Consider the following 26,875-nt stretch of genomic DNA (forward strand, 5'->3'; position numbering starts at 1 on the left):
ATATTCCACCTTCCTTTCAAACACTTTTTCATTTGTTTCCGATAGAGTTCGGACTGTCCTCATTATATCAAACGTTTGTCTCCATCCCCTAAAGAGTATCTGTTTTTTATCTATGCTCTCCTTCATGCCTTTAGAAAAGTAGGAGACAACTAGCCTCTACAGTTGTCTTTCGAAGTCAAGCTTCTGGGACCTAAAACTCTGATTGTCCTGCATCAAAGCGACAGAAAGAAAACAACGGTGTATGTTAAAACCGTGCTCTGGCTCTCCCATTTTTGAGCCAAGGCTCTGGCGATTCCTTTCAGGCAATCTCTTTTGCACTTTTCGGAAATCACTGTAAGCCGTACAGATTTTTGTCATGAAGGACCTTGAAAGGTGATTTCCAACAAATCCTTTTTGCAACAATTCAAAAACCGCTACTGGTAAAAACCAATTAGCGGCAAGCTATTCTTTTGCGTTTCACGTTAAGCCACAATCGCCTTCGCCACTTCTTCAGTCGTCATGCGTGAGAAGTAATGGCTGGTATCAATCGTTTGCAACTTCGCTAAAACATCCGTATACTCATATCGCGTTCCGATAAGAAGTTGCTCCACATCTGCTACATCCCCGATCCCAAAGAAGTCCCCATAAATCTTAATGGACTCAATGATGGATTTTTCAACCTTGGCAAAGGTCGTGATTTTCCCTGCATCATAACGGACATTACGCTCAATAGTGTACTCCGGTGTCTCTCCAAAGTTCCATTCCCAAGTCCCAAATTTGGTGTCACGGATTTCTTGGATGCGGGCCAATTCATCTTCGTTTAAGACATACTCAGTCATTTCAGGGTATTCTTTTTTCATTTGAGCGAGAATGGCATCGCTGAATTCTTGGACCGTAATCTTTTCTGGCAATTCATTGTTGATGTTGGTCACGCGGGCACGAACCGATTTGACCCCTTTTGACTCGATTTTATCCTTCGATACCTTGAGCGCATCGCCAAGGACGGTCATGTCCACATCAAACAGTAGACAGCCATGGTGCATCATGCGGCCTTTGTAATAGGCTTGAGCGTTTCCACAGATTTTTTTGCCATCGATTTCGATGTCGTTTCGCCCTGTGAAATTAGCTTCCACGCCGAGATTGGCCAGTGTATCAATCACAGGCTTAGAGAAGGTTTTGAAGTCAAACGCTCCCTCATCTGCCTTATTTGAAATGATGGTGTAGTTGAGGTTGTTGAGGTCATGGTAAACCGCCCCACCGCCTGACAGACGACGCACTACATGGATGCCATGTTTGTCGGTATATTCTTTATTGATCTCAGAAATGGCATTTTGGTGTTTGCCGATAATGATGGCTGGCTCATTGATCCACAGGATAAAAATCTCATCTTCATTGACCAGCTCGCGGAAGGCATAGGATTCCAAGGCAATGTTATAGGCTGGGTCATTAGAGTTATTAACAATGTATTTCATGGTGGGCTCCTAAAAATTTAATTCGCTGAAAGCGCTATGTTCATTATACCAAATCTCTGGCTATTATGGAAAAATTAGCCTCATTTTTGGGCTTCAGAAGACTGTTTTAAACGCTTTACAAATCCTGCCTTGTCAAAAGCAACTGCCTCCAGCTGAAGCTGCTCCCAAAAACCATCGTGATCATATCTTGGAATCAAGTGACTATGAAAATGCGTACCACTATCCATCAACGCCCCATTATTAGTGGCCAAGGTCACTCCAAGTACGCCCTTTTCTAACTCAAACTGGCCAATAAGTTCCTTCTGAAAGGCCAACAGATCCATTCCTTCTTCTACCGATAATTCAGCCAAAGCCATCCGGTGCTCCTTCGCGATAACCAAGAGATGCCCCTGCTGAATGGGATCAATATCCCAGACGGCAAAGAAGTGTTTGGACTGGATCACCTTCGCTTCTTCATCCAATGCACAAAATATACAAGCCATCTGACTCTCCTTCCCCTCTTCCAAGATAAGTTTAGCACAGTTTTTCCTTAAAATCTAGTGTTGTTTGATACAAAAACTGGTCTCAACTTTTTCTTACCAATGATTACTCTCTTGAAGATTTCTTGAAAAATTCAATCCTACTGATTCAAATTAAACGAAGCAAAGGATCGGTTCAAGAAAGCTAAAAATACATCCGACCTTTGTGAGCAACCTTATTTGGTTTGAAACTGTAATCACTATATCATTGGTCTCTAGCTAGCCATTATGCCCACAGATTACTTCATCAGGCTGATACCTACACAGCATCAGATTGCCTAATGACTTATTATTAGACCTACTATGGTATAGCCTAGAAGCCCGACAATTTATTTCACTGCCAATTCCCTTGAAAATAGGGTTTATTTAAGGACAGGATTTATTTGGCAAGTGGTCGAAATAAAAAGATTGGTCAGAGACTTGGAATTCCACTCTTCCTGTCGAAAGCGCTGAGATACTACTTGCTATTTTAGCGGCAGTGGCGCTACATATTGCGGAAAATAATTAAGTAAGGAAAAAGTGCTAAGATAAGAAAGATGCCCCATGTTAATGACAAGCTATAAACGGATAATCCAGAGAAAATGGCAGTTCCTACTGGAAGTGCAAGCATTACCATTGTCGAAATAAGTGATCGCACTTGCGCCAACTGATTCTCTGGAATATGCTTAGCCCAGAAGGCGCTGATTTTCGGGTTAAATTTTCCTGTTAGATAGGCATCCAGACCATACAATAGGATAATCGTTATTGAGGGCAACCGTAACAACCCCGCCAAAGCGATCAAGACGATGACAAGTACTTCAAATTTCAGGATAAAGGCCAAGGATTTATCCGCGAAAAAACCACTGGGCCGAGCATTACCAATCAGAGCACCAACCATTCCTACCATTTGCATGAGTAGAATTGTATCCGCATAAGATAAGGTAAACAGTTGATGATTCAGGTAAAAAATAGTCAAGATCGGTAAAACAGCAGAGCTGAGAACATTGAGAATAACTAAGCTGGCAAACAAACTAACAAAAGAAAGGCCTCCATTTTCAGCAAAAGTCTGTCTAGCTAATTGATAGGTCTGTTGTAATTTCTTTAAAAAGCGACCTTTTTCCTGTAGCATGACGGGATCGTGCGTCAATTCCTTGCGAATCGAAAAAAGCACAACTGACGAGAGAATAAAGCTGACCGCATTCAAGATAGCAATAAGCGTAAAATTTTGATGCGTCAAGCTCAAAAGCCAAATGCCAAGGGATTGACCACCAATCGCACAGAGGTACGCAACAATATTAAATCCTGAGTAGGCGGTCACTAAGTCATCTGTCGGAATCTGATGACTGACCATGGGCATAAACAAGTTCCCATGGTAACTGGCTAAGGCATCAGTCAGCACATTCATCAAACAAATCATAGCAAAAGCAAAGAGAGTCGCTTGACCAGTTAAGCCAGCTACGATAAAGAAAAAGATCCCCTGAAGCCACCCAATTCTAACCAGCCATTTCCCCTTATGACGCGTTTCATCTGCTTTTTGAGCAATCCAGAGTTGGAATAAAACAGGTATCATGATGATGCTATTGGATAGGCTAACTAGGAGCTTGGACTGGAATGTCTCAGCCACATAGACCACAAAAACAATATTGTAGAGCGAGGATCCAAACTGCGTCAACAAATTGGCTAATAGGGACCATCTATAAAAACGATTAGACTTGATTAGTCTCATGTCGCACCTCCATGTAACGCTGCCAGACAGGATAAAAATCAGACACGCTTATACGGTTGTATGCCAAAAAGAACGACGCATTGATGACTAGTTTTTCAACAAACACAAGGTACTCCTCTTTTGAATAAAGTTGGCAAACATCAAGTAAGGCATCTGCAATTCCTAACATCCCAAAGTGATAGCTTGGAAATTGAGCAAATTCAAACCTCAATCCTTTTGCCAATTCGAGAATCAACTCTTTATACTTCACTTGATCCACATGAATAAGAACCTTTATTAAGCCAGCACTGCCATTGTTAACATACGGAGATAGTTTATTTTGACCAATAGGCAAGAACAACCCGTCAGCATTAGCATGTAGTTGCTTATTGATGTAGTCAAGGCCATAGTCTAACCATTCTTTTGGTAAAGAATAGTCTTGACACAAGATTAATTTGCCCAAACTACCATCCAGACCGTAACTTGGTTCTGAGTGGAAGAGGTATTTAAAAAGGTCACCATTTAGACGGTCAATACTTTCTTTAAATAAACTCATATCGCCAGCTAATTCTTGAACTCGCATTCGTAATGTTTTGGCTTTGATGTCTGTTGGGATACTCATTTCCTCTAGGTTTTTTAATTGGAAAGAGTCCTTAAAAAAAGTGACTTCAATAGCTGAAAGTATCTCCCTTGCCTGTCTGATCGTTGCATGTTCAGAAAAAAGATAGTCTATTAACAGTGATATGTTTGATGAAATACCATAATGATTTAACAGAAGTTCTAACAGGTCTCCTTCATGACTCAGTCCATCACTAACCTGCAATTTTGCCAAGACGTATAAGAGCATATTGCCAATCTTATGACAGTCAGCAACTTTTCCATCTATGACATTCCACTCTCTAAGAGAAACGTCATTGTATATTCCGACTAGTGGACTGGATTGATAATGATAGACATGTTCTAAGTCAATAAAGTAAAGCTCATCATCATCTCCAACTCGAATATTATTAGGGTGAATATCATGCAAGACAAGATCTTTATCGTGAAAATACTGAATCATTTGAAGAAGTCGATCAACGAGAGAAAGGAATTGTCTAAATCGGTGTAAATTTTCTTTTCTATCTTGCGCTGACAAACTGGAGTAAGAGAAAATGGTTAATTTTTTGGCATATTCATAAAAATCTTCACCTTTAACGTCTTCATAAATATAATAGTCATTTAGCCATTCTTTGACATGTTCAATTGGTTTTGCGATATGTTTGTCAATCTTTTTGCTGAGCTCATATTCTATTTTTCTTAAATCACTTTTATAACAATGATCAAAATAGATCACATTAGGACGGGCTTCTTTGAGCACCACTGATGTCTCCGTTCTTAAAGACTTGCCACAGTAAACGTTACCACCATTTTTATTAGATAAACTGCTTGTGACTAAGTAGTTGTTTGATAAGTAGCTCTCTTGAATAATGTGTTCAGGTTGGATATCTTCGATCCAACTCGGCAAATCAAAATAACTTCGTTGGACATCTTGCCATTTTTCTTGGTTAGGACCAATTAAAGTAGGAATACCTTCTTCCATGTATCTCACATCCATCTTAATGGTGCCAAAACGATAGAAAATAACTTTTGAATCCCGATAGGCCCTATCACTCATAATATAAATCCCATCGTATGCTACAGGGATTAAATCATAAAGTTGCTCTAAGAGAGTCAAAAAATCTTGATGAGTTTTCGGATAGATGGTAAAATACTTTCCCGATTCTGCCGCTGTTTCTTCAACCGAAAAATTATGGATGATGTCTTCGTGCTTTTTGATGTATTTGTAAGCGATCCGATTGTCCTCTAAGAAGGGTCTAACCATACCATATAGTTCCCTATAATTTGTTAGCGTGGCAGAAATATGTATTTTATAACCAAAATAAGGCAGTTCGTCAGGGACAATATGATGAAACGAATAGATACTTTCTTTTCCCATGCTACCTCTTTTCTAATTTATAAAAGACCACTCCATCGTTTGAGTTGCTCTCATTTTCTTTTAATTGAGCTAATTTTCCGCTAAATTCTTTGTATGTTTTGCCATTGATAGTACAGGCTTTTGTCGTCACTTCCAAAATTATTCTCCTCTCCTCTATTGAAAGAAGGGCAGACGATAACAAATCTAACCGCCTACCCTCCCTAATAAAATTCAACAACTCTTGGTTGTAATTTTACAACCTGGTGAGTAGATTTCCACTGAAGATTGCAATGGCAGACGCGTTAACTGTTTTACAAATGCTGTCATCATAGACCTCCTTTCTATGGTAGTATGATAGCAAAAAAAGAAGGGAAGCCCCTACTTTTTGAATATAAGCAAAACTATAACGTCAATTGTTTCCGAAAATAATCAGCCTCACGAGCATAACCGAGCTGTTGAAAAAGCGCAATACCTTGCTCAATTGCCATTTTGCCTTCTTCTTGTCCTGCCTCCATCTGGTGGTAACCTCTAGCGATTTTTTCTACAATCCGCATGTAAGCATCTCTTGTTTCTGAAAAATAGGTCGTCAATAAAAATTCAAACTGGGTTGCTTCAAAAAAGTCATGGGCAGAAACCGCATGAAAGAGCCCATTAACAAGTATGGTATGAATGAGATTTTGATTGATAAAATCTTGAGCAAAAAAGACCGACCGCGTCAACATTTCTCGGCAGTATCCTAGATAAACGCGACTGGAAAAGAAATGGCAGGTGTCTGCAAAGATAACCAGTTCGTAACGCGCCCAAAAATCTGTTGAGAAAAGATAGTCCACTAGGAATGTAACATCTGCTTTAGGAATGACGTATGCTTCATCAAAAAACGAAATGGTCGATTTGATCCAGATACTATTCAGCCGGTAAAATTGCTGTTTCTTACCTTCCTGATATAGTGCTTCTTGCTCTGCCAACAGTTTTAAGAAAGCTTGCTTCTGAAAGGGGTGACTGTATTCCCTAATTTTGTCCTGTAAGACGGCAAATTCTGTGGGCTGAAATTCAGACACCAAGAAATCAAAGTCAGCCATCCCCAGATAAATATTCCCTAGACAGGTTCTAAGCTTTTCAGCGGACATCTCAGATTTGCCATTTTCAAATCTTGATAGCATCGAAATTGAAAACTCTCCACCCGTCGCATCTGCTAAGGAAATCCCCCTGGACTCCCGTACCCTTTTAAAAATTAACCCTAAATTCTGCATATACTTTCCTTTTTGCTTTTATTCAAATAGTTTATCACAACTTTAATCAAAAAGAAATCATTTCCCCATAAATCTACAACTCACCAAATTCAATAACCACAATCCAATTACAGTCTGACTATTGTTATTGCATAGCTACTATTTTCACCTTCCAATCTCAGAATTATAGCTATTCCACATTAAGAATGACACTTCAACTAAGATCCATGTAACATAATTCAAAGTATCCAATTGGTTATTCTGATAATATTTGAGCTATTTTTAAGTGGAAATACTATATCAAGCGAGAGCTACTATCTCATTTAAGATTTATCTAGGCTCCCATAAACCTTGCTCTGTTAGAGCGGAACTAATCCAGAGATTAGTGTGTCTTGCCACGACAAGACTGAAAGTTGATAACACCTGTCTTTCTTTCCTAGTATTGGCTTTAGGAGCCCTATCAAGCTTACGGTTTTCTAACAAGGGTTTCAACACTGACGTGGGAATGAGGTCACAACAGACAAGACCCTCGTTATTCTCAAACGAGGGTCTTTGTCTTAGTTTAAGCGTTAGTAAGCTTCCCATGGGGGCTCCCTTGCTTTTGCAAGGTGACAGGTTTAAGCTTACTTACGTTTTGGTGGGTTGTGAATCGCCACTCCAAGCACATCAAGGAAGGCTTCATACATAACTTCTGAGAAGGTTGGGTGACCGTGGATAGATGCTGCCACGTCGTCAACTGTCAACTCAGCTTCCATGATGGTTGCTGCTTCGTTGATCATGTCTGCAGCGATAGGACCGATGATGTGAACACCAAGAATTTCATGGTATTTCTTCTCTGCAATAACCTTCACAAACCCGTGAGCTTCGCTAGAGGCGATGGCACGACCGTTACCAGTAAAGCTGTTGCGACCGATGAGGATGTTGTCTTTGCCATATTTCTCGATGGCTTGCTCTTCGGTCAAACCAACCATGGCGATTTCTGGGTGTGTGTAAACAGCTGCTGGTGTGAAGTCCAGTTTTGCTTTGTGGTGGTTGCCTTGCATAGCGTTTTCAGCAGCCACTTCACCCATGCGGTAAGCCGCGTGAGCCAACATCTTGGTACCGTTGACATCACCAGGAGCGTAGATACCTGGGATAGAGGTTTCTTGGTAGGCATTGACCTTGATACGACCGCGGTCCATTTCAAGGTTGAGGTTTTCAAGTCCAGCCATCTGTGGCACACGTCCGATAGAAAGGAGAGCTTTTTCAGCGACGACTTCTTCGCCGTTGTTCAGTTTGATGGTCAACTGGTTGTTGGCTTCAACAATTTCAGAAACACCGACAGACGTCAAGAACTTCATGCCTTTCTTAGAAAGGACTTTTTGCAGCTCAAGAGAGATTTCACGGTCCATACCTGGGATGATACGGTCTGCCATCTCAATAACAGTCACTTCGACACCGTACGATGCCCATACCAGACCAAGCTCAACACCGACAACGCCACCGCCCATAACAGCGAGGGATTTCGGCATTTCACGCAGGTCAAGGATGTCATCAGAAGTCAACACCAACTTAGAATCAATCCCTGGAATGTTGATGCGAGACACTTTTGAACCTGTCGCCAAGATGATAGAGCGACCTTTGATGGTTTGTGAACCGATGGTTACTGTCTTATCAGGGTTCACTTGACCAAGACCATTGAAGATGGTGACCTTGTTGGCTTTCAAGAGACCTTGAACACCACCTGTCAGCGTTTTTACAACGGTGTTCTTGAAGTCAACGGTTTTATCCATATCAATGGTGTAATTGGTTGAGGCCAAGTTGATCCCACGACCAGCTGCGATTTTCAAACCGTCAAGGATTTCAGCGTTTTTGAGGTAAGTCTTAGTTGGGATACAGCCGACATTCAAGCAGGTACCACCAAATTCAGACTTCTCAACGATGGCGATTTTCCCACCAAGTTGGGCACCACGGATAGCCGCATAGTAACCAGCAGGACCACCACCGACTACGATGATGTCATACTCGTCAGCTGCCAATTCTGCTTTTGGTGCTTGTGCTACTTGAGCAGGAGCCGCTGGTACTTCCAGACCTGCTGCCTTGAGATCTGCTTCTGCCTTAGCCACGTCAGCTGCGGCTGGAGCGGATGCTTCTTCGACCACTTCACCTTCAGCGCCAATATAGGCAATAACTTCTGTAACAGGCACCACTTCACCATTGCCACGAACGATTTTCAAGAGAACACCTGAATCTTCTGCTTCCAATTCCATATTGGTCTTGTCAGACATGATTTCAAGTAGGATATCTCCTTCATTCACCACATCACCGACTTGTTTTTTCCACTCGATGATTTCACCTTCTTGCATGTCAACACCGAGTTTTGGCATAATGACTTCTACTGCCATGATTTTCTCCTTAATTAATTTTTTTACAAGAGGCGACAAAGTCGCCCCAAACCAGTTGCTTTCCGCCGTAGTGAAAGTCACCAAATATAAGTATTTGGTGACGAGGGGTTGACGAGACCGAGGCTCGTCAAAAAGGAATGGAACACCGCAGGTGATCGCTTCCGCCCCGCACTACTAAAGGAAAGCAAGAAAAAGAATACAATTAAATCAACAACTCCAATGGGTTCTCAAGCAAGTTCTTGAGGTCCACCATGAACTTGGCACCGTTCATACCATCTACGATACGGTGGTCGATGGTCAAGCACAGTCCCATGATTGGGCGGATTTTCACTACGCCATCCACGACAACTGGGGTTTGTACTGTTGCTGCCACACCCAGAATCGCTGAGTTTGGCTGGTTGATGATTGGGTTGAAGGATTTTGTTCCAAACATCCCCAAGTTGGTGATGGAGAAGGTTGAACCTGACATTTCGTTAGACTTGAGCTTACCAGATTGAGCTTTTTTGATGACATCTTTAGAGGCCACTACAAAGTCTGACAGGCTCATCTTATCTGCACCGTGAACCACTGGTACAACCAGACCAGCGTCCAGACCAACGGCGATACCGAGGTTGACGAAGCGATGGAGTTCAATCTCTTCAGCATTGTTGATGAGAGAGGCATTGAGGTACTCGTGTTCTGGTTTCATGAGGGTACGCACGACCGCCAGACCAATCAAGTCGGTAAAGGTCACTTTGAGACCTGTCTTGTTCATGATTGGCTCAAGGACTTGCTTACGAAGCGCCATGAGGTTGGTCATGTCGATGTCGTAGTTAAGCGTAAAGGTTGGTGCTGTCAGGTAAGAGTTAACCATACCTTTTGAAATCGCCTTACGCATCGCAGACATCTTGATGACTTCAACGCCTTCTGGCAATTCCTTGGCTGGTTTTTCTTCCTTAGCAGGCGCTGGTGTTTCTGCTGCTTTCGCAGGAGCTGGCGCTACTGCTGCCAAGACATCTTCTTTAGTAATTTTACCGCTTGGGCCTGTTCCTGTAATCGTCGCCAAATCAACACCCTTATCTGCTGCAATCTTAGCTGCGAGCGGTGTTGCCTTAGGTGCTGCGCCTTTAAAGTTTTCAACATCATCTTTATGAACACGACCGTTGGCACCTGTTCCTGGAACAAGGTCAAGGTCAATTCCCAGGTCACGAGCAGCCTTACGAGCTGCTGGTGTCGCGCGAACTTTTTCACCAGCAGGACGTTTAACAGTTGCTGGTGCAGGAGCTACAGCAGCTGGCGTCTCTGCTTCCTCCGTTGTTGTTACAGGCGCATCGCTGATGGATGGCGACGGATCTGCAACGACTTGGCTAGCAGTTTCAACGGTCTCGCCTTCTGCTCCTAGATAGCCGATGACTTCCGTTACAGGAACTGTCTCGCCATCCCCACGGACGATTTTAATGAGGATACCAGAATCTTCTGCCTCAAGTTCCATATTGGTCTTATCAGACATGATTTCAAGAAGGATATCGCCTTCATTGACCATATCGCCTTCTTGCTTTTTCCACTCGATGATCTCGCCTTCCTGCATGTCCACACCGAGTTTTGGCATAATAATTTCAATAGCCATGAGTTTTCCTTTCCTAGTCTTGTTTTTTGCAAAACTTTTCCATCAAACAAAACCATACTGGTCATGCAAGCACGGACCAGTAATAGCTTTCATTTGCTTAACCTTTATTAACCGTCTTTTTGACGGCCGCCTTAATTTTTTCAACGTTTGGCAAGATTGCATTTTCAAGAATAGATGCGTACGGTACAGGCACGTCTTCGCTAGCCACACGCACAATCGGTGCATCCAAGTAATCAAAGGCTTCGCTTTCTGAAACCATTGCAGCAATTTCACCGATGAAACCACCTGTTTTGTAAGCATCATTCACCAAGACCAAACGACCAGTCTTCTTAACAGAGTTGATAATCAGATCTTTATCAAGTGGAATCAAGGTACGTGGGTCAACCACTTCTACACTGATTCCTTCTTCTGCCAACTCATCTGCCGCTTGGAGCGCACGCTCCAGCATCCGACCGTAAGATACGATTGTTACATCAGTCCCCTCACGTTTGATGTCACCCTTCCCAAGTGGAATGTAGAAGTCTGGATCAAGGGTAACTTCTTCTTTTTTACCGTATTGCGCTTTTGGTTCAATGAAGAGCACGATGTTATCATCCAAAATAGACGACTTGAGCAAGCCTTTTGCTTCGTTAGCATTACCTGGCGAAACAACCTTGATCCCAGGGATATGGGTCAACCATGCTTCCAAGGCTTGTGAGTGCTGAGCAGCTGAACCGATCCCAGAACCAGAAGCCACACGGAAGGTTACAGGAGTCTTGATACCACCGCCAAACATGTAGTTATTCTTGGCACCGTTGTTAACAATCGCATCCATCGCGATCGTGATGAAGTCCATGAAGGTCAGGTCAACGATTGGACGAAGACCTGTGATTGCTGCACCGACAGCTGCGCCTGCAATGGCAGCTTCTGAGATAGGTGTATCTTTGACACGTTTCTCACCGAATTCAGCCAACATCCCAACAGAGGTACCAAAGTCACCACCGTAGATCCCAACGTCTTCACCCATCAAGAAGATTTTATCGTCTTTACGCATTTCTTCTGACATGGCCAAGTTAATCGCTTCACGCAAGGCCATTACTTTTGTTTCAGTCATTTGTTTTTAGTCTCCTCAAAGATTTTTAATGTTTTTATTTGCCCGTAGGCGCTCAATAACCAAGCAGCCACAAGTTGCTACTAGTCAACTTGTTTTTGCTTATACCCAAACGTCTTCAAAAGCAACAGACAAGTCTGGATCTGGACTGCTTTGAGCAAATTCAACAGCATCTTCAACTTCTTTTTTCACTTGAGCGACAATTGCATCCAATTCTTCATCAGTTGCGATCTTATTGCTGGTCAAATACTCTCGGTATTTCTTGATCGGATCCTTCAATTTCCACTCATCAACTTCTTCCTTAGTACGGTAAACGCCAGCATCAGCAGTTGAGTGACCAAACCAGCGGTAAGATTGCACTTCAATGATAGCAGGACCATTTCCAGCACGTACGTACTCTACAATCTCCTTCATCTTTTCATAAACAGCAAGGACATCGTTTCCATCTTCGACATAGTGACCAGGAATGCCGTAAGCTTCGGCACGCGTGTAAAGGTACGGAGTATTCGTCGCTTTCGAAATATCCATTGAAATCCCATAACGGTTGTTTGTGATAAAGAAAATCACAGGCAATTTCCAAGTCGCCGCCATGTTGACAGACTCGTGGAAGGAGCCTTCGTTAGTTGCACCGTCACCCGAGAAAGCAATAACAACATTCCTAGTCCCTGTGTATTGTTGCGTCAAGGCTGCACCAGTCGCCAAGGCAAAGCCGCCACCAACAATACCATTGGTACCATAGTTTCCTTTTTCAATATCAGCCAAGTGCATTGAACCACCGCGGCCTTTAGAAACACCAGTCGCCTTACCAGCCAACTCAGCCATCATTTTGTTAAGGTCCATATCTTTAGCGATACAATGACCATGCCCACGGTGAGTTGAGAAGATGATATCATCATAAGTCAATTCAGCCATAGCACCTACTGCTGCAGCTTCTTCACCTACTGAGAAGTGAGTCATCCCCTGTACAAAGTTACGACGTACTAGCTTGTTGAGCGTCAAGTCAACATCGCGGATACGTTGCATTTTGAGAAACATGTCTAGGTGTTTTTCTTTAGAAATAGTTGTCATTTTTTCCTCCAAGGGTATTTCTTATACTATTCTATTCTATTGTTTTTCTTCACAAAGTTCAAGTAATTGAATTATTTTCTAAAAACCGAGCAATCCTGCTCTTTTCCATGCTCTTAAGATGTTTTTGATGTGAATTTTTTCACCTGATTTTGTTTTCTACATTTTATTTTCACAAAGTTTTCATCTGCTTTTCGCCTATTTTTACCTGGATTTCTGTTATAATTTAAAGGAGACTATCGGCTGACTCATACTAGTAAACTCTCCTATGAAAACGAGGTGTGAATTAATGAATTTTGACTTCTTTTTGCTACTTTGCAATTATTTAGGGACTATTGCCTTTGCGGTTTCTGGAACTGCCAAGGGGTTCAAGTATCATCTGGATATTTTCGGTTTCACCCTTTTAGCCATTATCACTGCCTGTGGCGGCGGGATGATCCGAGATATGATGCTCTCTGAAATTCCTGCTGCGCTGCTGGATCCTACCCCAATCTATCTTTCCATCCTTGTTTCGCTTTTAATGTACGTTTTTGTGATTCGAGATATGGCTGAGAAACCAAGGAGCCCTCGCCTCTACTCGCTCTTGACCTTGATTAACTTAGCTTTTGATGCTATTGGTCTCGTTATCTTTGCTCTTATCGGTGCAACCAAAGGTGTTGCCATCGGATTAAATCCCATGGCATCTGGTATTCTAGCTACCCTAACTGGCGTTGGCGGTGGGATCATCCGAGACCTTCTCGTCAATGAAGTTCCAGTTGTGCTAAAGGCTGATGTTTATGCTGTTTTGGCTTTTGGAGCAGGCCTTAGTTACCACCTCCTTGTGGTTCACGGAAAACTTCCTGCCATCCCAGTCTATATGACACTCTTTGTCACCTGCCTCATCATCCGGTTGCTGGTCATCCGTTATAAGGTGAACTTGCCTGGCTTAACAGAAAAAGCAGCTCCCTTACAAAAAAACGATTGAGAGCTACCAAACGCATCAAACCTTTTTCAAAATTCACTGTTTCTACCTTGACGTTTTCCTGCTCCTCAACAAGAGTTCCTCGCCTCTATGTCGTGACAGGGATACCAGAACTAGACACTTTTAACTTTCAAGGAGATACGTTATTATTTATCTAATTTCAAAAGCTGAACAGACTGACCATTTCAAACATTTTTGAGTTGCTGCATTCCTTTAAAAATCGTTCCTTGATAACGACCACTTGAGTCAGCTTTTCATTTTCATTTGGTATAACACTTTAAAAGGCTTGAGAGCACTGGTTTTAAAACGCAGTGACCTCAAGCCTTTTATTTTATTCTTTTTTTGAATACTGCATTATACCATTACCGGTGGCTCATTTTTCGCGTCAGGAAATCTCCGGCAAATTGTATCGTAAAGATCAAAAGCAAAATCAGGATGGTCGCTACTAAAGTCACATCCTCCCGGCTGAGGTTAAAACCGTAGGCTACTGCTACCGTCCCCAGACCTCCAGCCCCAATAGCACCAGCCATAGCTGTCTCACCGACTAGCGAAATTAGAGTCACCGTCGACACCCGAATCAAATCAGGCAATCCTTCCCTCAGATAGACCAAGATAATATCCCAAAGGTTGGCACCGCTAGCTTGCGCTGCTTCTATGACTCCACCATCCAATTCAGCTAAGACGACCTGTACCTGTCGGGCAAAGAAAGGAAAGACCGCTAGAGACAAGGGAACAATTGCTGCTGTTGCTCCCAGACGAGTCCCAACAATTGCCCGTGTGACAGGAGAAATCAAGGCCAGCAAAATGATAAAGGGAATCGCTCGAAAGACTGAAACCACCTTGTCTAAAACTTGGTAAACCCATTTATTAGCAATTACGCCTCTTGGGCCTGTCAATACCAAAAAAAGACCTCCAAGGAGTCCCATGACTCCCCCAATGATAAAGGAAATAACCGTCATATAGAGGGTAGCATAAATGGCCGTTCCCCAACCCGCTTGACCATCCCAGCCCATCTTAATCACATGGGGCATGTTTTCTTGTAACCAGGTCATCATCGATTAAATCCCTCCTTTAAAACTGTGACACCTACACCGGCAATTTTAAGCGCTTGAGTCGCTTGGTGGACGCTCTCGTCTGTCCCAGACAAAATCACAATCATCTCTCCGACAGGAGTGTCTGCTAGCATCTCAATAGTCGCAAATAAAATATTAGCCTTAACATTGTAACGCTCATGTATTTCATTCAAAATAGGCTCGTCAGTCGTTGCCCCAGCATACTTGAGCAAGACCAGCTGACTCCCCTGAGGGAGATGCTGCACAATATCCTGCCGTTCAATCTTGGCTAAAGCCTCATCAATTCCTGTAGCCGTCTTGATGAAGTCTTGGGTCAGGGGTTGCTTCGGATTAGAGAAAATCTCTAAAACAGAACCTTCCTCGACCAACCGTCCATTCTGCATGACTGCTACACGATTGGCAATATCCTTGACGATTTGCATTTCATGGGTAATTAACACAATAGTCAGGCCTAATTTTTCATTGAGTTCTTTTAAAAGAGCCAAGATTTGTTTGGTTGTTTTGGGATCGAGGGCAGAGGTCGACTCGTCCGAAATCAAGATTTTAGGATCGTTGGCTAAAGCCCTCGCAATCGCAACCCGCTGTTTTTGCCCACCAGATAGCTGGGCGGGGTAATTATCCGCACGATCGGAGAGTCCAACCAAGTCAAGCAATCTCGCCACCTTAGCCGCCTTTTCTTCCTTGCTCAAGCCTGAATGTTTCAGGGCAAAGGCAACATTTTCAGCAGCAGTCGACTGGGCCATGAGATTAAAATGCTGGAAAATCATCCCGATTTCCCGGCGCTTCGCTCGGAGTTCGGCTGGTTTTAAGACCACTTTTTGGTCATACAAGACATCTCCATCTACGGTAATCTTACCTGCAGATGGCACCTGTAAGAGATTGATGACCCTTACTAAGGTCGACTTTCCCGCACCTGAATAGCCGACAATCCCATAGATATCACCTTGGTCAATATGGATGGTCACGTCCTTGACCGCTTCAATCTGACGTTTCTTCTGCTGAAAGGTCACATCAATTTTGTCTAAGGCTATCATTAGCTTACTCATAACTTGCAATCACTCTTTCTATCAATTCAATGTGGCTATAGTAATCCGATAAGCGAATATTTTCATCGCCTCCGTGGTCTCTGCTTTTTTCATGTCCCAATCCAAATCCAGCAATCGGAACCCCTAAAGCTTCAAAAACGGTGTGCATCGGGCCAGTTCCTGGAGAGGTCGGCAAAACAGCTACCCCATCAGGTTCATAAGCCCTAGCAACATCTATCAGTTGCTGAATGGCTGGCGCAGACATATCACTGCGATAACTCATCTCTCCTAGGGTCTTCTCCACCACTACTTGATGAAACCCACTGCGAGACAAGTGCTGTTTAATTGTATCTAAAACACCGTCTGGTGTCAATCCCGGCACAAGACGAACCTCCATCTTAGCAGAGGCCTTTGAGGGCAGAATCGTTTTAACCCCTTGTCCCTGATAGCCCGTTTCCAATCCCTGGATATTGATCGAAGGCTCAAAGAAAAGTTGCCTTAAGAAAGCCTTGCGGTCTGTTTTTAGCAATGGCAAACGCAAACCATAGACACTCCGCACTCCCTCTGGGCTACGTTGAGCATAAGTCTCCACCAAGTCTAACTCACGTTCTGTGGGTTCAATGGCTGGATCAGCCAGACCTTCAACCAAAATTTTCCCACAAGGACTTCTCAAACTAGCCAAGGCTTGAACCAAATACCAGCTCGCTGAATCAATCACTCCACCAAAAGAAGAATGGATATCAACCGTTGCGGAATCTACAGACAGATTGAAGGTGACAATCCCCTTGTTGCCCCCTGAAAACTCTAGCTGCCCCTGGTCATTTCGAATCCCTTGCTCCCAGATCAATAGATCTGCACCTGCTAGGGTTGACCGATACTTAGCTAAATATTTGTCCAAATCAACAGAAGCTGACTCTTCAGCTCCCTCTATGATAAAAATAACATTCACCGGCAAATCACCCTGCTTGTCCAAATAACGTGCTACTGCAGAGAGACGCGCTGTGATATGGCCCTTATCATCATCCACACCACGCCCATAGGCAAAGCCGTCCCTAACCGTTAAGGTAAACGGATCACTCGTCCAAGGCTGATCCTCATCAGCCGGCACCGTATCATAGTGGTTGTAAAAAATAATTGTTTTAGCATCTGGCCTTTTGGCAGTAAATTGCGCCAAAACAAATGGAGCTGCATAACTCTCATCTAGGACAACCTTCGCCCCTGCAGCTTCAAACAGCTCCTTCAGATAGTGAGCCACCTCACTTAATCCAACCTTCTGCGCAAAAATTGATTTTCGGGCAATCAGTTCGCCCAAAATAGTAAAATAAGCCTGGCTAATCGAATCTGCTTCAAAACGCTCAAGCAATTCTGCTTCTCTTGTCATCGGTTTTTCCTTTCTATTCCAATATTTGACATCGTTACTATCTCCTTTGCCCCCTAATCATCTGGACAGAATCATTACTGCCTCTACAGCTACCCATCTCATCTCCATACTTGAGCAGCAGAAGTCGTATCCCTAGTCATCACCAGAGCATCTCGCCATCCAATTTTCGAGGAGCAAAACGCCACCTTAGTTGACCCCGACTAAGACGTCTAGCAGTGAACGCCTTTTAAAAACCAAGTATCTCATGATTATAACAATGACTATAAATTAGAAAAGGATTAGACCATTAGCCCAACCCTTTCTAACTATCGATCTTCTTACCAAACTGGTAAGTCCAAACCATCTGATGTTTGTTCAATGACTTTTTTAACAGCATCTGTGTGATAAGCATCCAAGATAGCTTGAACAGCGTCGGCATTAGACTTTTCTTTCCAATTCTTTGGCGCCGCAATGATATTAATCCACTGGGCTGAGTTTTCATCTTTTTTCTCAACAAAGAGCGGGTTTTTATAATCCAAATTGGCTGGCACAGCATAAGAGTTGTTAACAATCGCAGCATCCACGTCAGGAAGAGATGACGGGGTTTGGCTAGCATCCAACTCAGAAATCTTCAAGTTCTTAGGATTAGACTTGATATCCGCTACAGTTGCAAAAGTATCACCAGAAACGCTCAACTCAATCAAACCTGCTGACTGCAAAACATATAGCGCACGACTACCGTTGGTTGGATCATTTGGAATAGCAATCGTTCCGTTCTCAGGAATTTGATCGACAGAAGTATACTTATTTTTACCATCCTTGGTTCCAGAATAAAGACGGATCGGGCTCAAGTAAGTATCTAAAATCGCCACCAAGTCAGCCTTGTTTTCCGTATTCCAGTTGTTGAGGAAGCTGTGGTGTTGGAAGGCATTGATGTCTATTTCACCATCTGCAACACCTTGGTTAGGTTGGGAATAATCAGTAAACTGAGTAAATTCAATATCAACATCGACACCGTTAGCCTCAACCTGCTTTTCAATCGCTTCCCAGCGTGCTTCATCAGACTCTGTCATAGTCATCACACCAACCTTGACAAGCTTTGTAGCATCGTCATCTGAGCCAGTGCTCTTAGGATCTGAGGCAGGTGCACAAGCCGCCAAAACAAGCGTAGAAACTAGCGTTAATCCAGCTAAGTTCAATACTTTAGATAATGTCATTTTTAAATCTCCTTATAATCTTTTTTTGGTGTTGAAACGAAAAATACTACGTTATTAGTTTGCCATATTTCTTAGAACTTGACAAATACTTTTTACGTAGTAGTATCTATAAGTTTTAACTATACCTTAATTAGTTAGGGGCTACCAACTCATCCGTTGCTGGCACAAAGTTACCACCCAAGTACTTCTCTGACAACTTAGCCAAGGTACCGTCTGCTTCCAATTCCTTCAAGCGAGCATTAACAGCCTCACGAAGATCTTCTTGACCAGCTGCGAAGATGATATAGATCAATGGGCGCTTATCCGCTGGAATGTCAATAACTTTGAGGTTGTCCAATCCTTGATCCTCAGCGATAGTCTGAGCAACAATCCCTTCAAACAACTTGTAATCATGCTGTTCATCGTTCAAACGGTTCAAGATCGCTTGGATAGAATCTCTAGTGTAGTTAATGACTGTTGGATTATCAGGGTTTTCTTCGTTATATTTTTCCAACTGAGTAGCCGTCGTCGTTCCTTGAACAACTTCTGTTGACTTACCAGCAATGTCATCTAAGCCAGAGATGTCACTGTTCTTAGGTACAATCATAGACAGCGGATTGCTAGCAGTCGGGACAGAGTAAAGGTACTTTTCTGCACGCTCATCTGTGTAAGAAATGTTGTTGATGGCCAATTGGTAGCGATCTGAATCAAGCCCTGCAAAGATGGAAGACCACTCTGTGACTTCGTATTCCAATTCGTACTGGTCCAAACCTTCAAAGACAGCTTTCACTACTTCAAACTCATAACCAGTCAACTCTCCATTTTCGTCCTCGTAATTGAACGGTTTTGGAGAAGCATTGGTTGCCAAGTAAACCTTTGTTTTTTCTGTTTTAGCTTCGCTAGAAGCGCTAGAGGCTTCCTTATCCTTAGAAGCATTAGAACCGCAAGCCACTAATAGAGAAGCAGCAAGTGTCAAACTGGTTACTCCCAGAATCTTTTTCAATGTCATGTAATGTCTCCTTATCAAAAATGATAGTCCTATCTTACCACAAGTTTACGCTAGATACCATTATATAAAATCTATAAAGCTGATAGGTTTTGACTAAGAGAGATCCGCTATCTGTCATACCTCATTTTCTAGAAAACGTACATGAACTCCCCAACCACCTCTCACAGGGAAGTTTGGCCAACTAAAGCCAGTCCGAAAGGTTCCCTTTATTTGCCAAAACCAGAGCTATTTTAAAAAACAGCTCCTCCCCCCTGCATTGACTAGGTCTAGGACCAGAGCCAAGACCAATCTGTCTAAGATAACGTAAAAGGATCTGGCCTGTGCGGTACAGAACCAAATCCTTTCACTAACATGGGTTATCGAGTTGGTTAAAAGTCGTAAGCGGTTCATCCAATCATCTAAATCGAAATTACCACAAAGACGTTGGAGACCAAGGATTGTTTTTTAGAAGTCTAGGGCATCTGCATAACCCGAACCATTCCCCACAAAGTAACCCGTTTTGGCATTGATGGAGAAGAGATAGGTCCCATCTGACTTAAACATATTATAATAGCCTCGGCCATTGATGATATTAACCTTCTCAAGGATAAAATCATTGCCTGCAAAGTAGCCCCGCTGGTTTGACGTAGCAATGATATTCTCTAAGACATTCGGAGCAAAAATCCAGGCTTCATTTGCTGCATCCGCAATCACTTCATCGTTATATGGCACACGGCTCAGGTTGCGCTGGAGATTAACTTGATCACTGCCATAAACAATTCGCTTATTATAATCAAGAACAACTCCATTGCTTAGACTAGCCGTAGTCGCAGGGCCTGCGGACGGAGCAGGTTGAGCTGGGGCTTCCACTGCTGGAGCCGTCCCAGGATCAGATGGCGCAGGGCTTTCCTGGGCAACCCCTGTTTGTTGCTGAGAACGCCCGAAATTAGCCGCTGCAGTCAGCGCAGCATCCACACTGGAAAGTCCCGTAGAAGCCGCACTGAAATCTGCTTCTGACTTTGCTGTAGCAGTCGTATCAATCTCACCATCCACCAAAACAGGCTTATCAAATTGAGCGTTAAGCGCTTCGGTAGCGGCTATCGCAGCCTTTAACTTGTCGACCTTAGCCTTAGCAGCATCGTAAGCATCGGTTCCTTCCAAGATAGATAATGCCGTCTCTAAGCTCTGCAATTGTCCAAAACTCTCATTTTTCAGAGCGGTTTGTTTTTCGTCCGTGAAAAAGCTAGCATACAAGTCTTCAAAGGCCTTGAGTCCAGGATTTTCAGAAGAGGAAGCCCTTGTCTGACTTGATGAGGCGGTCGTTGACGTTGAGGTTGACGAAGCACTTCCTCCGAACAACCCTCCAAGTGCCTCTCTCTGAGAGTAGGCAGTTCCTGCAATTCCAAGAAGCGCTAGAGCAGCTAGAGCGAGTCCAATCACTTTTTTACGCTTTTCAGCCTTTTCTTCTTCAAATTCAGCTTGATCATCCTCAGGATCATAGTCATGGAACGCCGCTTCGCTAACTGCTTCTTGCGCTGCCTTCTGCTCAGCTAGACGCGCTTCGTCAGCAGCTCTTTTTTCGGCAGCAACAGCCAAAGCGGCCATCTCTGCCTTTCGCAATTGTTTAGTCTCAAACTTGCTTGCTTCTATCTGATCCCGGTGCTGTTTGATATAGCGGTCTAGAACACCGTCCGTTTCTGTGATCCCTGCCTGAATTTCTTCCTGAGTTTTCGCGGCCTCTTCAACGGTCATTTCCTTGGCCTGTTCTAAGTCTAGAACGCGTTCTCCAGGTTCAAGTGGGTTTTGTTCTTTGATATCTGACATCACTCTTACTCCTATTCGTCTCTGTTGCGCTTGATGCGTTGACCGAAGTATTGATAAAGATCAACTTTCAAGGTTCCGTTGTATAATTTTCGCTTCTTATCTGCAATCTGTTGGTATTTTTGCTCAAAAGCCTCATCGCTAGTCAAGATAAACTTAGACCATGTGTTTAAGGGAGCAAAGGTCTGCCCCATCTCATTATACAAAATATCTACTGCCTTGTCATCAAGCAATCGCTCCCCATAGGGAGGGTTCGAAACGATGACACCATTGAGTTTATCGGTTTTGAAATCTTGAAGCCGCATCTGTTTGAAATGGACGAATCCTTCCAAACCAGCAGCCTGTGCATTTTTCCTAGCAATTTCAATCATCCGCCCATCAACATCGTAGCCCCAAATATCCAGTGCCAAATCAGACCGAATCTGCTCCCTAGCCTTAGCTCTAGCTTGACCAACCAAGGCGTCGTCTACCCAAGGCCAAGCTTCAAACGCAAAGTTACGATTTAAGCCAGGAGCCATTTGACGGGCTAACATAGCAGCCTCAATGCAAAAAGTGCCTGACCCACACGTCGGATCAACTAAGGGCTTATCTGGATACCAATTGGTTAACTGTAAAATCGCAGCTGCCATATTCTCTTTGATAGGAGCTCCACCTTTTTCCACACGGTAACCACGTTTAAAGAGACTCTCACCAGTCGTATCAATCATAACTGTCGCCTGATCTTTCAAGATGGATACCTCAATCTTGAACTCTGCTCCTACTTCTTGCAAGGGAACACCGTCTGGGCGATGGTAATGCTGTTGCAATTTTTTAACGACTGCTTTTTTAGAAATAGCCTGAACAGACGGCTCATTGTGCAATTTGGATTTGACACACTTGGCCTTAGAAATAGGAAATTTGGCACCTAGAGGTAGGTAGTTTTCCCAATCCAAACCAAAAACTCCCTGAAAGAGCTCCTCAAAACTCCTTGCAGGGAATTCCCCTACAATGATCTTGATCCGATCAGCTGAGCGAAGCCACAGGTTGGTCTCAATGATAGCAGAAACAGCCCCCTCAAAACGGACCTTGCCATTTTCAACATTAGTATCGTAACCCAGCTGGCGCAATTCCTTGCCAACTATAGCTTCTAGACCAGCTCCTGATGTCGCTATCAACTGAAAACTTTTTTTCACCCAGACACTCCTCCTATCTTTGTCACTTTTCATTAAAAAACGAGGTTGAGGCAAGCGCCCCAGCCTCGACCTATATGCAATCTTCTATAAGCCATGTTTTGTCCAAGAAGCAACTAGGTTCTTGCTTCTCTGTATAATCATCTGTCTACTGCTGATGCAGTCAGGATAGTCCATTCGGTTCTGGCCATCCCATGCCCCTACCAAAGTTTGGGTTGCTAGCTTGAGGGGTTTACCGCGTTCCACTTTTTGCGTTTCCACAAAAACTTCGTCACTGTGGCACTTTCAAGTCTAATCAAGCCTATCCAAAGACTTAGCCTTTTCGACTGCCGTCACGCACATTGTACGTGCCTAGACTTATGCATTCGTCTAGCACAAACACTACTGGCATCACAGCCAGTGCTAGCATGGACTTTCCTCACGAAGTCACTCGCTTCGTGCGATTATCCAAAAATTGCATTTTTTAGTCTTACTGAACCTACTCTTCCATGATTTGCTTGCCAAAGACTTCTTTTTCGAGACGATTAATCCGTTTCAAAATATCAAAGTTTGTAGCGGTGGTCGCACGCGCAAACTCCGGACGCTCTGCAATAGGACTTGCAATAGCTGACACTGGATCACTCTTTGGTTCAGCCTTCAGTCTTGAAATTTCAGCCTTGAGCTCCTTAATCTTGGCCTCATAAGTGTCATAGTCCTTCATGATATCGTCAAGAAACTCATCAACCTCTTCCTTGCTATAGCCCCTCATCGTTATCTTAAACTCTTGCTCAAAAATATCCTTGGTTGTGTACTTGATCCCTGCCATGTCTCTCTCCATTTTTTACTGCTACTCTTTATTATAGCTGATATCGCCCTATAAAATCAAGCATTATCTATCAAAATCAGAAAAGTTTTCTGCCACTTCGTTGAGGCGTTCAAAAGTCAGTAAATTCAGTTCGTAATTCTTCTGAGTTTGTAATTTTTCAAAAAGATACTTGAGCTTTGTTTCTTGCTCACTATCGTAAAAAACGTATGCCCCATCTGTATGGTCTATCAAAAATTGGTGGTAGTCCCTAAATTGTCCTGGATTTTCGTATCGCGAAAAAGCAGCTTTGACAAAATCCAGACGCTTAAAATGTTCTAATTTTTCCTTATTTTGCTCATTCCAATTCTGACCATGAGTGTCAAAGGGAAAAATGCAAGCCAGCTGTAAGTTATAGCTTGATTTCAGGCTGAGAGCTACCTCCATTACCCAATATTCAAAGCCTAATTGTCCTGTAAAAATCAGCCACTCCAAGCCATTCTCTAAAAATCTTTGCAAGTCTTTTTTAATCGCTTCTCGGATGACCTTAAGCCTAGGATCCTTGTCATTGAAGATGCCCAAATCCCAAGTCTGGTAGCCTGTCACTAGTAACCTCATCCTTTTCAGTCCCTTTTTAACCTTTTTAAGTAAGTTTATGTTATAATTTGTGGTATAATAGGATGATGTTATTTTATCAGGAAGGAGAATTATGGTCAACTATCCACACACTGTCCGGCCGAGGAATAACATACTATCAGCTCAACCAAAGGAAAAAGTCAACTTTGCTAATCGAGGAATGAGCTTTGAAACCTTGATTAACGAGAGCAATAGTTACTACCTTTCGAGGCAACGAGCTGTCATTCACAAAAAACCGACACCTATCCAGATTGTTAAAGTCGATTATCCTAAGCGGAGTCGGGCTAAAATTGTCGAAGCTTATTTCAGACAGGCATCCACTACCGATTATTCTGGTGTTTTCAAAGGGCACTATATTGACTTTGAAGCCAAAGAAACTAGACATACGCGCTCTATGCCTCTGAAAAATTTCCATGAACATCAGATAGAACATATGGAACAGGTCCTCAACCAATCAGGAATATGCTTTGTCCTGCTCCATTTTTCTAACTTGAAAGAAACTTACTTATTGCCTGCCAGGCCCTTAATTGATTTCTATCGGATTGATAAAGGAGGAAAATCGATGCCACTTTCCTATATCAAGACACATGGTTTCCAAATTAAGGAAAGTGGGCTTCCTGCCATTGATTACCTCTCTGTTATCGAAAAAAATCTACTAGGTGGTGACTAAACCCATGAAAAAACCCAACATCTATTTTACGCGTCTCCAACGGCGCATGGGACAATTAGCAGATACTAATAATCCCTTAAAAAGAGCACTCCTTTTCGCCCTCAACGGCTTGATTGGGTTGTTTGTTATAGGCTTCCTACTAGGTCTACTGCTCTTTATCTTTTACGTCAGCTCTGCACCCGAGTTAACAGAAGAATCTCTGACAGCTACTTCTTCAAGCCTGATCTATGACGCTAACAATAACCTAATTGCAGATCTAGGCTCAGAGAAACGGACGAATGTGGAAACAGGGGATATTCCCGTTGATTTAGCTAACGCCATTGTAGCCATTGAAGACCATCGGTTCTACAATCACCGGGGTGTGGATATTATCCGGATTTTAGGCGCTGTCTGGAATAACTTAACCTCTACCAGTACCCATGGTGGCTCAACCTTAACACAACAGTTTATTAAACTGACTTACTTTTCTACCACTAAAGCCGATCAGACTATTAAGCGTAAGGCCCAAGAGGCTTGGCTCGCCATGCAACTGGAGCGCCGAAATACAAAAGAAGAAATCCTTACCTACTATGTGAACAAGGTCTATATGGCCAACGGCAACTATGGTATGCAAACAGCTGCTAACGCATACTATGGTAAGAACCTCAACGAACTCAGCATTCCACAATTAGCGCTTTTGGCCGGCATGCCTCAGGCTCCCAACCAGTATGACCCCTATGCTGCCCCTGAGGCAGCTAAATACCGTCGTGACTTGGTCCTCAGCCAGATGTTAAAACATGACTATATTGATCAAGCGACTCACGACATCGCTGTTGCGACTCCCGTCGAGGATGGCTTAAAGCCACTCGTCACATCTGCAAGCTATCCTCAATACATGGACAACTACATCAAGGAAGTGATTGAGGAAGTCAAGGAAAAAACAGACTATGACCTAATGGATGCAGGTTTAAAAGTCTACACCAATGTTAATACAGAGGCCCAAAAACACCTTTGGGAAATCTATCATTCAGATACTTACGTCAACTTCCCTGACAATGACATGCAGGTTGCTTCTACTGTTGTTGATGTCACAAATGGTAAGGTCATTGCTCAGCTAGGTTTCCGTCACCAAGCCGAAGCTAGCTCATTGGGGACCAACCAAGCGGTTGAAACCAACCGCGACTGGGGGTCAACCATGAAGCCAATCACCGATTATGCCCCAGCGATTGAATATGACATCTATGATGCCACTTCCGATGTCATCAATGACAACCCATACTACTTCCCAGGTACAACTACTCCTGTTAACAACTGGGACCGAAGTTACTTTGGCTATATTACCATGCAGGCTGCGATTATGTATTCTCGAAACGTTCCAGCGGTCAAATCCCTTGAAGCTGTAGGGCTCAATAAAGCCAAAGAATTCCTAAGTGGATTGGATATTGATTACCCAGAGATGTTCTACTCAAATGCCATCTCTTCTGCCACGAATGTCTCCAGTCCAGAATACGGCGCTAGTTCTGAAAAAATGGCTGCTGCCTATGCTGCTATTGCTAATGGGGGAACCTACTATAAACCCCAATACGTCAATAAGATTGTCTTCAGCGATGACTCTGAAATCACCTTCGAACCTGAAGGTAACCGAGCCATGAAGGAAACCACTGCCTACATGATGACTGACATGATGAAGACTGTCCTTAACTATGGTGCAGGATCTAATGCCGCTATTCGAGGGCTCTTCCAAGCCGGTAAGACAGGAACCTCGAACTACACTGACGATGAAATTGAAGAATTGGCTCAAAATTACCCTATCTACAGCTCTAGCATTGTTACGCCAGATGAAAACTATGTCGGATTTACCAATCAATATGCCATGGCTGTATGGACAGGCTACAAGAACCGTATGACACCGATTCTAGATTCTGGTCTCTATGTTGCTACAGACGTTTACCGCAACATGATGCTCTACCTCTACGAAACGACTGGTAGCGGACTGACCGATTGGACCATGCCTGATGGTCTCTATCGTTCAGGTAATTATGTTTATAAAGACGGTGCTAGAACCAACTATAACTACACTCCAACCGTCCAAACATACGTTAGCGAGGAAGAGACGGAATCCTCATCAAGTTCAGAAACAAGTGATGAGAACCAAACCGAACCAACAACCTCCCAATCTTCTAGTAAGAGCACGCAAGACTAATTTTTTAGTCAATGCTAAAGGCCCCTTGAATT

22 protein-coding genes and 1 other RNA gene are annotated in these 26,875 nt (G+C 43.2%); 3 read left to right on the forward strand and 20 right to left on the reverse strand.

The window, feature by feature from the left end; translation table 11 throughout:
* Window positions 1-461: 461 nt before the first annotated feature.
* From lplA to HF992_RS03025, 10 genes are all read right to left on the reverse strand, one after another.
* Complete coding sequence (gene lplA / locus HF992_RS02985) at window positions 462-1,451, reverse strand: lipoate--protein ligase (protein WP_168548570.1); 990 nt, start codon at window positions 1,449-1,451, stop codon at window positions 462-464.
* Between the two features lie 80 nt (window positions 1,452-1,531).
* The gene (locus HF992_RS02990) at window positions 1,532-1,933 is read right to left on the reverse strand and encodes an HIT family protein (RefSeq protein ID WP_168548571.1); all 402 of its coding nucleotides are present in this window, start codon (window positions 1,931-1,933) and stop codon (window positions 1,532-1,534) included.
* A 520-nt stretch (window positions 1,934-2,453) separates the two neighbouring features.
* Window positions 2,454-3,674: an MFS transporter gene (locus HF992_RS02995; RefSeq protein WP_168548572.1), complete on the reverse strand. Its 1,221-nt coding sequence runs from the start codon at window positions 3,672-3,674 to the stop codon at window positions 2,454-2,456.
* Entirely contained in the window at window positions 3,655-5,628 is a 1,974-nt protein-coding gene (locus HF992_RS03000) for a class III lanthionine synthetase LanKC N-terminal domain-containing protein (protein ID WP_168548573.1), read from the reverse strand. The genes HF992_RS02995 and HF992_RS03000 overlap by 20 nt, the downstream gene beginning before the upstream one ends.
* 1 nt (window position 5,629) lies before the next feature.
* The gene (locus tag HF992_RS12160; protein WP_281346962.1) at window positions 5,630-5,764 is read right to left on the reverse strand and encodes a hypothetical protein; all 135 of its coding nucleotides are present in this window, start codon (window positions 5,762-5,764) and stop codon (window positions 5,630-5,632) included.
* Window positions 5,765-6,008: 244 nt separating this feature from the next.
* Window positions 6,009-6,857 (reverse strand): Rgg/GadR/MutR family transcriptional regulator, encoded by an 849-nt coding sequence (locus HF992_RS03005; RefSeq protein ID WP_168548574.1) that lies wholly within the window; start codon window positions 6,855-6,857, stop codon window positions 6,009-6,011.
* A gap of 602 nt (window positions 6,858-7,459) precedes the next feature.
* Window positions 7,460-9,220: a dihydrolipoyl dehydrogenase gene (lpdA, locus tag HF992_RS03010; RefSeq protein WP_168548575.1), complete on the reverse strand. Its 1,761-nt coding sequence runs from the start codon at window positions 9,218-9,220 to the stop codon at window positions 7,460-7,462.
* 202 nt (window positions 9,221-9,422) lie between these two features.
* Window positions 9,423-10,826, reverse strand: coding sequence for a dihydrolipoamide acetyltransferase (locus tag HF992_RS03015; RefSeq protein ID WP_168548576.1), 1,404 nt, complete (start codon window positions 10,824-10,826; stop codon window positions 9,423-9,425).
* Window positions 10,827-10,923: 97 nt separating this feature from the next.
* Entirely contained in the window at window positions 10,924-11,919 is a 996-nt protein-coding gene (locus HF992_RS03020) for an alpha-ketoacid dehydrogenase subunit beta (RefSeq protein ID WP_168548577.1), read from the reverse strand.
* A 99-nt stretch (window positions 11,920-12,018) separates the two neighbouring features.
* Window positions 12,019-12,984 carry a thiamine pyrophosphate-dependent dehydrogenase E1 component subunit alpha gene (locus HF992_RS03025; protein ID WP_168548578.1) on the reverse strand — a complete coding sequence of 322 codons (966 nt, stop codon included), beginning with the start codon at window positions 12,982-12,984 and terminating at the stop codon, window positions 12,019-12,021.
* A gap of 286 nt (window positions 12,985-13,270) precedes the next feature.
* On the opposite strand from HF992_RS03025, the gene HF992_RS03030 reads away from it, so the two are divergent.
* Window positions 13,271-13,945 carry a trimeric intracellular cation channel family protein gene (locus HF992_RS03030; protein WP_168548579.1) on the forward strand — a complete coding sequence of 225 codons (675 nt, stop codon included), beginning with the start codon at window positions 13,271-13,273 and terminating at the stop codon, window positions 13,943-13,945.
* A 359-nt stretch (window positions 13,946-14,304) separates the two neighbouring features.
* Here the strand turns inward: HF992_RS03030 and HF992_RS03035 are convergent, their stop codons facing one another.
* From HF992_RS03035 to HF992_RS03080, 10 genes are all read right to left on the reverse strand, one after another.
* Window positions 14,305-14,997, reverse strand: a complete 693-nt coding sequence (locus tag HF992_RS03035) for a methionine ABC transporter permease (protein ID WP_168548580.1) — start codon at window positions 14,995-14,997, stop codon at window positions 14,305-14,307.
* Complete coding sequence (locus tag HF992_RS03040) at window positions 14,994-16,061, reverse strand: methionine ABC transporter ATP-binding protein (RefSeq protein WP_168548581.1); 1,068 nt, start codon at window positions 16,059-16,061, stop codon at window positions 14,994-14,996. Before HF992_RS03040 ends, HF992_RS03035 begins: the two co-directional genes overlap by 4 nt.
* Complete coding sequence (locus HF992_RS03045) at window positions 16,054-17,421, reverse strand: M20/M25/M40 family metallo-hydrolase (protein WP_168548582.1); 1,368 nt, start codon at window positions 17,419-17,421, stop codon at window positions 16,054-16,056. The genes HF992_RS03040 and HF992_RS03045 overlap by 8 nt, the downstream gene beginning before the upstream one ends.
* A gap of 317 nt (window positions 17,422-17,738) precedes the next feature.
* Complete coding sequence (locus HF992_RS03050) at window positions 17,739-18,617, reverse strand: MetQ/NlpA family ABC transporter substrate-binding protein (protein WP_168548583.1); 879 nt, start codon at window positions 18,615-18,617, stop codon at window positions 17,739-17,741.
* Window positions 18,618-18,747: 130 nt separating this feature from the next.
* Window positions 18,748-19,599 (reverse strand): amino acid ABC transporter substrate-binding protein, encoded by an 852-nt coding sequence (locus HF992_RS03055; RefSeq protein WP_210729395.1) that lies wholly within the window; start codon window positions 19,597-19,599, stop codon window positions 18,748-18,750.
* Between the two features lie 450 nt (window positions 19,600-20,049).
* Complete coding sequence (locus HF992_RS03060; RefSeq protein WP_168548585.1) at window positions 20,050-21,408, reverse strand: cell division site-positioning protein MapZ family protein; 1,359 nt, start codon at window positions 21,406-21,408, stop codon at window positions 20,050-20,052.
* Between the two features lie 11 nt (window positions 21,409-21,419).
* Window positions 21,420-22,577, reverse strand: coding sequence for a THUMP domain-containing protein (locus HF992_RS03065; protein WP_168548586.1), 1,158 nt, complete (start codon window positions 22,575-22,577; stop codon window positions 21,420-21,422).
* 82 nt (window positions 22,578-22,659) lie between these two features.
* Window positions 22,660-23,029: RNase P RNA component class B (gene rnpB / locus HF992_RS03070), an RNA gene on the reverse strand.
* Window positions 23,030-23,052: 23 nt separating this feature from the next.
* Window positions 23,053-23,379 (reverse strand): cell division regulator GpsB, encoded by a 327-nt coding sequence (gene gpsB / locus HF992_RS03075; RefSeq protein WP_168548610.1) that lies wholly within the window; start codon window positions 23,377-23,379, stop codon window positions 23,053-23,055.
* Between the two features lie 63 nt (window positions 23,380-23,442).
* Window positions 23,443-23,973, reverse strand: a complete 531-nt coding sequence (locus tag HF992_RS03080) for an SLOG family protein (RefSeq protein ID WP_168548587.1) — start codon at window positions 23,971-23,973, stop codon at window positions 23,443-23,445.
* A 91-nt stretch (window positions 23,974-24,064) separates the two neighbouring features.
* Here HF992_RS03080 and recU point away from each other — a divergent pair, with 91 nt between their 5' ends.
* Both recU and pbp1a read left to right on the forward strand, forming a co-directional pair.
* Window positions 24,065-24,661, forward strand: a complete 597-nt coding sequence (recU, locus tag HF992_RS03085) for a Holliday junction resolvase RecU (RefSeq protein ID WP_168548588.1) — start codon at window positions 24,065-24,067, stop codon at window positions 24,659-24,661.
* 46 nt (window positions 24,662-24,707) lie between these two features.
* Window positions 24,708-26,843 (forward strand): penicillin-binding protein PBP1A, encoded by a 2,136-nt coding sequence (gene pbp1a, locus HF992_RS03090; protein WP_425505586.1) that lies wholly within the window; start codon window positions 24,708-24,710, stop codon window positions 26,841-26,843.
* The last annotated feature ends 32 nt before the right edge of the window (window positions 26,844-26,875 follow it).

This window comes from Streptococcus ovuberis (assembly GCF_012396585.1).
Taxonomy (GTDB): domain Bacteria; phylum Bacillota; class Bacilli; order Lactobacillales; family Streptococcaceae; genus Streptococcus; species Streptococcus ovuberis.

What these genes read in the sequence shown, in the direction of transcription:
- lpdA (WP_168548575.1), bottom strand. Translation starts at nt 9,220, where the DNA reads ATGGCAGTAGAAGTCATTATGCCAAAACTCGGTGTTGACATGCAAGAA.
- HF992_RS02990 (WP_168548571.1), bottom strand. Translation starts at nt 1,933, where the DNA reads ATGGCTTGTATATTTTGTGCATTGGATGAAGAAGCGAAGGTGATCCAG.
- HF992_RS03060 (WP_168548585.1), bottom strand. Translation starts at nt 21,408, where the DNA reads ATGTCAGATATCAAAGAACAAAACCCACTTGAACCTGGAGAACGCGTT.
- HF992_RS03015 (WP_168548576.1), bottom strand. Translation starts at nt 10,826, where the DNA reads ATGGCTATTGAAATTATTATGCCAAAACTCGGTGTGGACATGCAGGAA.
- HF992_RS03050 (WP_168548583.1), bottom strand. Translation starts at nt 18,617, where the DNA reads ATGACATTATCTAAAGTATTGAACTTAGCTGGATTAACGCTAGTTTCT.
- HF992_RS03000 (WP_168548573.1), bottom strand. Translation starts at nt 5,628, where the DNA reads ATGGGAAAAGAAAGTATCTATTCGTTTCATCATATTGTCCCTGACGAA.
- HF992_RS03045 (WP_168548582.1), bottom strand. Translation starts at nt 17,421, where the DNA reads ATGACAAGAGAAGCAGAATTGCTTGAGCGTTTTGAAGCAGATTCGATT.
- HF992_RS03005 (WP_168548574.1), bottom strand. Translation starts at nt 6,857, where the DNA reads ATGCAGAATTTAGGGTTAATTTTTAAAAGGGTACGGGAGTCCAGGGGG.
- HF992_RS03020 (WP_168548577.1), bottom strand. Translation starts at nt 11,919, where the DNA reads ATGACTGAAACAAAAGTAATGGCCTTGCGTGAAGCGATTAACTTGGCC.
- HF992_RS03080 (WP_168548587.1), bottom strand. Translation starts at nt 23,973, where the DNA reads ATGAGGTTACTAGTGACAGGCTACCAGACTTGGGATTTGGGCATCTTC.
- HF992_RS03025 (WP_168548578.1), bottom strand. Translation starts at nt 12,984, where the DNA reads ATGACAACTATTTCTAAAGAAAAACACCTAGACATGTTTCTCAAAATG.
- gpsB (WP_168548610.1), bottom strand. Translation starts at nt 23,379, where the DNA reads ATGGCAGGGATCAAGTACACAACCAAGGATATTTTTGAGCAAGAGTTT.
- lplA (WP_168548570.1), bottom strand. Translation starts at nt 1,451, where the DNA reads ATGAAATACATTGTTAATAACTCTAATGACCCAGCCTATAACATTGCC.
- recU (WP_168548588.1), top strand. Translation starts at nt 24,065, where the DNA reads ATGGTCAACTATCCACACACTGTCCGGCCGAGGAATAACATACTATCA.
- pbp1a (WP_425505586.1), top strand. Translation starts at nt 24,708, where the DNA reads ATGGGACAATTAGCAGATACTAATAATCCCTTAAAAAGAGCACTCCTT.
- HF992_RS03030 (WP_168548579.1), top strand. Translation starts at nt 13,271, where the DNA reads ATGAATTTTGACTTCTTTTTGCTACTTTGCAATTATTTAGGGACTATT.
- HF992_RS03040 (WP_168548581.1), bottom strand. Translation starts at nt 16,061, where the DNA reads ATGAGTAAGCTAATGATAGCCTTAGACAAAATTGATGTGACCTTTCAG.
- HF992_RS02995 (WP_168548572.1), bottom strand. Translation starts at nt 3,674, where the DNA reads ATGAGACTAATCAAGTCTAATCGTTTTTATAGATGGTCCCTATTAGCC.
- HF992_RS03035 (WP_168548580.1), bottom strand. Translation starts at nt 14,997, where the DNA reads ATGATGACCTGGTTACAAGAAAACATGCCCCATGTGATTAAGATGGGC.